Annotated in this window: 6 protein-coding genes; all 6 read right to left on the reverse strand. The window is 64.4% G+C overall.

Annotated features, from left to right (window positions below):
- On the reverse strand, nt 1-452 hold a 452-nt coding region (locus tag Q0176_RS10290; RefSeq protein WP_299302515.1), incomplete at its 3' end, for a hypothetical protein.
- Nucleotides 445-684: a hypothetical protein gene (locus tag Q0176_RS10295; RefSeq protein ID WP_299302517.1), complete on the reverse strand. Its 240-nt coding sequence runs from the start codon at nt 682-684 to the stop codon at nt 445-447. The genes Q0176_RS10290 and Q0176_RS10295, both read right to left, overlap by 8 nt.
- A 46-nt stretch (nt 685-730) precedes the next feature.
- Complete coding sequence (locus Q0176_RS10300; RefSeq protein WP_299302519.1) at nt 731-1,069, reverse strand: hypothetical protein; 339 nt, start codon at nt 1,067-1,069, stop codon at nt 731-733.
- A 198-nt stretch (nt 1,070-1,267) separates the two neighbouring features.
- The gene (locus tag Q0176_RS10310; protein ID WP_299302523.1) at nt 1,268-1,843 is read right to left on the reverse strand and encodes a 2-oxoacid:acceptor oxidoreductase family protein; all 576 of its coding nucleotides are present in this window, start codon (nt 1,841-1,843) and stop codon (nt 1,268-1,270) included.
- 1 nt (nt 1,844) lies between these two features.
- Nucleotides 1,845-3,698 carry a thiamine pyrophosphate-dependent enzyme gene (locus Q0176_RS10315; RefSeq protein WP_299302525.1) on the reverse strand — a complete coding sequence of 618 codons (1,854 nt, stop codon included), beginning with the start codon at nt 3,696-3,698 and terminating at the stop codon, nt 1,845-1,847.
- 126 nt (nt 3,699-3,824) lie between these two features.
- Entirely contained in the window at nt 3,825-5,858 is a 2,034-nt protein-coding gene (locus Q0176_RS10320) for a urocanate hydratase (RefSeq protein WP_299302527.1), read from the reverse strand.
- Nucleotides 5,859-6,099 lie beyond the last annotated feature (241 nt).

Raw genomic sequence — 6,099 nt, forward strand, 5'->3', positions numbered from 1 at the left:
CATAATTCTTTCTCGGCCTCGATGCCCGTCCCCTGCCCGCTCCTGTTCAATGTATCGATTTGCGTCTTCACGAAAACCGCGCAGCCGTGGTAGGGCAATCGGCCCTCCCGTGTTTCCATGAAGCTGCTTCGAGCAAATTCGCGATACTGCTCCGGCTCCATGACAAGGCTGACGGACGTCTGTGCATCCGCCAGCTTCATCAACTGATCATTGAGCTTGTCCCTTTCGGCCTCGTTCGTCGTACAGTAGTTTCGCTGAAAAACGATGCAATACTTCTCCGCCAAAAGGCTCTGCTGCGGGGACTTTGACCGAACAGCATCTTGAAGTAAACTACAGAGCTCCTTGACACCGCTCGAGTATTTGATGTTTTCAAATGACTGATCTCTCAAGGTCCTTAAACTACCGCATCCTGTAATGTTCAGGAGAAGATCTTTTTCAAAACGATCATTCATGGAGCCACTTTTCCCCAAAAGCTGCAACCGCATCCGTGAGGTTAAAGCCTCCGTCAATCAACCATTGAATACCATTGAAACGTTTAACATCATCCGCAACTCCAGGATGCAGAGGAATCTTAATCCTGAGCGCTGCAGCATCTTCTTTCTTCCCCAGGCTTTCTAATTCTTGTGCTTTCACGATAATCGCCATGGTTTCTTCCTTGCTCATGCTGCTAGTCCACTCTTTCACTGTGAATCCCTCCCTTTGTCATAAAGCACACGCCCTTCCGATCAGCTTACTCCACTCCGCCCGGCGGAGGCGACGAAGCGGTACGCACCCGGCCATAGCCCGAGAGGATCAGGTAGTGGGGCTTCGCCCCCCGCGGCGCCGTGATGCGGACCGTGGCCGCCGGAGTGAAGGTCCCCCACTGAGGGCTGTAAACGCTCTCGGGAGCGAATAAGCTGTGACGGACAAGCTGGAACCGAACCCCCGGAGCTGCGGGGAACGTCTCCGCATCCGGATCGTCCTTCCACCTCAGGGCCAGGGTCTCCGCGGAGGTCCCGGCGCTGAGCCGAAGGGTAAAGGAACGCCCCGTCCGGTTCGCCCTCGTCAGAGAACGGAGGATCCAGTGCATGGCCCGTCCCGCCTCCCGCTCGGGGGACGCGCGGCCCCAGTTTATCGCTGCCGCCGCCCCTGCCATCAGTCCCAGGATCGACAGGACGATGAGCACCTCCGTCAGGGTGAAGGCGGGGCGGGGGAGGACCCCGACGCGCGCCGCGAGCGGGAGAAGCGTCCGGGAGCGTTCCGGATGATCGTGACGGCTCAGGAGGTTTTACCTCCCGGAGGCGGAGAGACCCAGCTCGAAGACCCTGAGGTTCGCCTCCAGGTGCTTGGGCGGAGCCAACTCCTCGAGCGCCTTCTCGACGAGGTCCCGTTCCAGTCCGACGATGCCCATGCCGCTGGCGGCGCCAAGGATGAGGACGTTCAGAAAGAGGTAGTTGCCCTTCATGTGCGCGTTCAGGATGTCGTAGCCCGCGAAGCGGCAGACGTCGATCCCTCGGGACGAGAGATAGGCCGCGAGCCGCTCGTTTTGGAAGACGGCATCGTCGTGGACGTTGACGACGAAGGTTCCTCCCTCCCTGAGGTAGGGGAGGTTGCGGATGCCCTCCGACTGGTCGAAGGCCATCAGGACATCGGCCTGCCCCGTGCGGACCAGCGAGCCGCGGTAGCCGCCGATCTTGAAGTGGCTGATGACCGATCCGCCGCGCTGGGCCATGCCGTGGACCTCGCTGCCGATCACGGGCAGCCCCTTGCCGATCGCCACCCGACCCAGGACTCTGCTGGTGAAGAGGATGCCCTGGCCGCCTATCCCGACGATGACGTACTGCATGTCCTTGTCCCGACGCATCTCAGTTCGCCTCCCTCTTCCCGATGGCCCCTTGCGGACAGACCGGCTCGCACGTCCCGCAGGAGATGCAGTAGAGCGGGTCGATCGAGACCTTTTTTGTGTGCTCGTCGAAATGCAGCCCCGGGCAGCCGAAGTAGTCGATGCAGTAGCGGCACCCCACGCACTTCTCGTGGTCGACGGTCATGGGGATGACCGGCTGCGGGCGCCTCAGCAGCATGCAGGGATGCCTGAAGATCAGGACCGCCGGGGTCCTCTGCGCCTCCGCGTGCTGCCACGCACGTTTGACCGCGTCGACCCCCACGGCGTGGTCGTAGGCGGGCACGGTCTCGACGAAGGCGACGCCGCATCCGCGGACCAGCTGCTCGAGGTCGACGGCGACGCCGGAGTCGTCCCTTCTGGGCTTGTCCCCCAGGCCGGGATGCGACTGCCCCCCCGTCATGGCGGTGGAGCTGTTGTCCAGGATGCAGAGGACGAACGCGTGGCGGTTGTACACGGCGCTGAGAAGGCCGGGCACGCCCATGTGGAAGAAGGTCGAGTCCCCGATGGTCGCGACGATGGGCCGGGATTGGCCCGTGACCTCGTGGGCCAGGAAAAATCCTGACGACACCGTGACGGCGGCGCCCATGCAGACGCTGGTGTCGATGCCCTTCTGGTTGATGCCCAGCGTGTAGCAGCCGATATCCGATGGGTTGATGGCGTTGGGAAGCGCCCGGCGGATGGAGAAAAAACTGCTGCGGTGAGGGCACCCGGCGCAGAGCTGAGGCTTGCGCGGGGCGAGGTGCAGGTCCTTGATGACAGGGGCGAAATCCGGAAGGACGTCCGCCTTGGGAGGCTCCTCCCCCAGGACCTCCGTCAGGATCGAGGCGATGACTTCGGGCAGGAGCTCCCCCGCGCCCGGGACCGTTCCGTCGCAGCGTCCCCGGACGTTCGTCCGGTCCGTGAGCTGCATCTCGATGACGGGGTAACTCTCCTCGAGGACCAGCACGCGCTCGTGCCGCGCGACGAACGCGTCCGCCATCGTCCCCGGCAGGGGGAACGGCGTGCCGATCTTGAGAATATCGACGTCCTCCCGGCCCCATTCCTTCAGCACGTCGCACAGCGACGCGAAGGCGATCCCCGAGGCGATGACACCCAGCTTCGCCGACTTCGAGGAGGGAAGCTCGTAATTGTAGCGGCACCAATCCGTCTCGAACTCCCCGCGGATTTTTTCCAGCCGTGCGATGTGCTTGGGATGGGAGATACGCACGAGAGCGGGCAGCGGGCACCAGCGCGCGGGATTGCGGTCGAACTTGACGGGCAGGCCGTCGGCCCGGACGGAGGGCAGCGCAATCGCCTGGCGCGAGTGGGAGATGCGCGTCGTCGGGCGCAGGACGGTGGCGACGCCGTACCGCTCGGACAGCGCGTAGGCGTCGGCGACCATGGCCGCGGCCTCCGCTGCATCGGCGGGGTCGAGGCAGGGGACCTTGGCGAACATCGCGAAAAAGCGGCTGTCCTGCTCGTTCTGCGAGCTGTGGGGGCCGGGGTCATCGGCGGCGATGAGGAGCATGCCGCCCTCGAGTTCGTAAAGGGCCGTCGTCATGAAAGGGTCGGCGGCGACGTTCAGCCCCACGTGCTTCATGACGCAGCAGGCACGGGCCCCGGCGAAGGCCGCGGAGACGGCCATCTCGTAGGCGACCTTCTCGTTTGCGCCCCACTCCACGGCGATCTCCGCGTCCTGCGCGTCCGCGAAGCGGGCTATGGCCGGAAGGATCTCCGAGGACGGCGTCCCCGGATAGGCGGTCGCGACCTGACAGCCCGCAGCGACGACCGCCCCCGCAATCGCCTCGTTGCCCAGAAGCAGTTCCTTCTTCTCCATCGTTCAACACCCCTCAAAAATGTTGATGTGGATTCGGAATATAGTATAGCGCAAGGGCTCAGCCAGAGAAAAGGGCGGGAATGATCCCGCCCCTTTTTCGGATGTCTCCTCCTGATTTTTGTATTTCTATCGGGAGCTTTCGGGGGTGTCGGCGCCGTGCCGCCTTCCGGCCAGCTCCGTCAAATACGCCTCGTCGGCCAGGTAGGGCAGGGTGATGTGCTCGCCCGTGCGCTTTTCGTTGAAGGCCGCGGCCGTCGCGAGCGCGTTCTCGTTTCGGGCCCAGGCCCTTCTCGCCACGCCGCCCATGACGTCCCAGCTCATGGCGCTTCGGATTATTTCGTCCACCCGGAACGAGCCGTCCAGCACCAGGCCGAACCCGCCGTTGACTGCCCGTCCGATGCCCACGCCGCCGCCGTTGTGCAGCGCCACCAGGCTCATGCCGCGCGCCGCGTTGCCCGCGAAGCACTGCGTGGCCATGTCCGCCATGATGTTGCTGCCGTCCTTGACGTTGGACGTCTCGCGGTAGGGCGAGTCCGTCCCGGACACGTCGTGGTGGTCGCGGCCCAGCATCACCGGCCCGATCTCCCCGTTGCGCACCATCTCGTTGAACTTCAGCGCGATGCGCACGCGGCCCTCCGCGTCCTGGTACAGGATGCGGCATTGTGTCCCGACCACCAGCTCGTTCTTCTCCGCGTCGCGGATCCAGACCCAGTTGTCCTTGTCCTGGAAGCGCCGGTTGGGGTCGATGCAGTCCATCGCCGCCCTGTCCGTCCGCCTCAGGTCCTCGGGGTCCCGGGACAGGCAGCACCAGCGGAACGGTCCGTAGCCGTAGTCGAAGAGCATGGGCCCCATGATGTCCTCCACGTAGCTCGGGAAGATGAAGCCCTCGTGGGTGTCGCGGCCGTTCCTGGCCACCTCCGTCACGCCGGCGTCGAAGACCGCGCGCAGGAAGGCGTTTCCGTAGTCGAAGAAGTACGCCCCCCTCTCGACGAGCGTCCTCACCAGGTTGAAATGGCGCCGCAGGGTCTCGTCCACCAGCACGCGGAAGCGGTCGGGGTCCTCCTTCAGCAGGCGCGTGCGCTCCTCGAAGGTGATGCCCGCCGGGCAGTAGCCGCCGTCGTAGGCCGCGTGGCAGCTCGTCTGATCGGAGAGCAGGTCGATGCCTATATTGTGGTCCACCGCGTACTGGAGCAGGTCCACGACGTTGCCGTGAAAGGCGATGGATCGGACCTCCCCCTTGCGCATCAACTCATGGGCTCGGCCGAACGCCTCCTCGGGCGTCTTCGCGATCTCCTTGACCCAGCCCTGACCGTGCCGCGTCGCGATGCGGGATTCGTCCACCTCCGCCGTGACGGAGACGCAGCCCGCGATGTCCGCCGCCTTGGGCTGGGCGCCGCTCATGCCGCCCAGGCCCGAGGTGACGAAGAGCCGCCCCTTCAGGACGTCCGGGTTGTTGCCGAACTTCATGCGCCCGGCGTTCAGCACGGTGTTGAACGTTCCATGCACGATGCCCTGAGGCCCGATGTACATCCAGCCGCCCGCGGTCATCTGTCCGTAGTTCGCCACGCCGAGCTGCATGGCGCGGTGCCACTCCTCCTGGTTGTCGAACAGCCCCACCATCATCGCGTTGGTGATGACGACGCGCGGCGCCTCGGGCTTCGACCGGAACAGGCCCAGAGGGTGTCCGGACTCCACCACCAGCGTCTGGTCGGGCGTCAGGACCTCCAGGTACTTCTTGATGAGGAGGTACTGCATCCAGTTCTGGCACACCTGCCCGGTCTCGCCGTAGGTGACGAGCTCGTAGGGGTAGAGCGCGATGTCGAAGTCCAGGTTGTTGTCGATCATCACCTGGAACGCGCGTCCCTCCGTGCAGCGCCCCCTGTACTCGCCGATGGGCCTGCCCCAGAGCCGGCCCTCGGGGCGGAACCGGTAGCCGTAGATGCGGCCTCGGGTCCTCAGCTCCTCCAGAAACTCCGGCGCCATCTTCCTGTGAAAACGCTCGGGGATGTAGCGCAGCGCGTTTTTGAGCGCCAGCACCGTCTCCCGCTCGTTCAGCGTGTACCCTCTGTCGGGCGCGCGGCGGCAGCCGGGGTCGAACTCGGGCATCCTGGGCAGTCCATTCGGGAAGTCCAGGGCCAGGGTCGTCGTCTCATCCTTCATTGGCATCGCAAAGTCTCTCCTCTCCACTTCGGGCGGGTCCTGCAGCGAGGGCGTTCAATCCCGTGCGGGCTTTTTTCCATACAGGCTTTTCTGCCGGGAAAAACGGGACGGCCGGACTTCGTCCGGGGCTTACGACAACGATATCGTTTCCCGGCCGAGGAACATCCCCGGTCCTCGACGGGCACTCGCCCATCGCAAGGTCACCGGGTTTACGACCGTCCCCATTTCGATATCATATCAT

This window comes from uncultured Fretibacterium sp., assembly GCF_938040765.1.
Classification (GTDB): domain Bacteria; phylum Synergistota; class Synergistia; order Synergistales; family Aminobacteriaceae; genus CAJPSE01.

Coding starts and splice junctions, on each gene's coding strand:
- Q0176_RS10310 (WP_299302523.1), bottom strand. CDS start 1,843: ATGCGTCGGGACAAGGACATGCAGTACGTCATCGTCGGGATAGGCGGC.
- Q0176_RS10315 (WP_299302525.1), bottom strand. CDS start 3,698: ATGGAGAAGAAGGAACTGCTTCTGGGCAACGAGGCGATTGCGGGGGCG.
- Q0176_RS10300 (WP_299302519.1), bottom strand. CDS start 1,069: ATGCACTGGATCCTCCGTTCTCTGACGAGGGCGAACCGGACGGGGCGT.
- Q0176_RS10320 (WP_299302527.1), bottom strand. CDS start 5,858: ATGAAGGATGAGACGACGACCCTGGCCCTGGACTTCCCGAATGGACTG.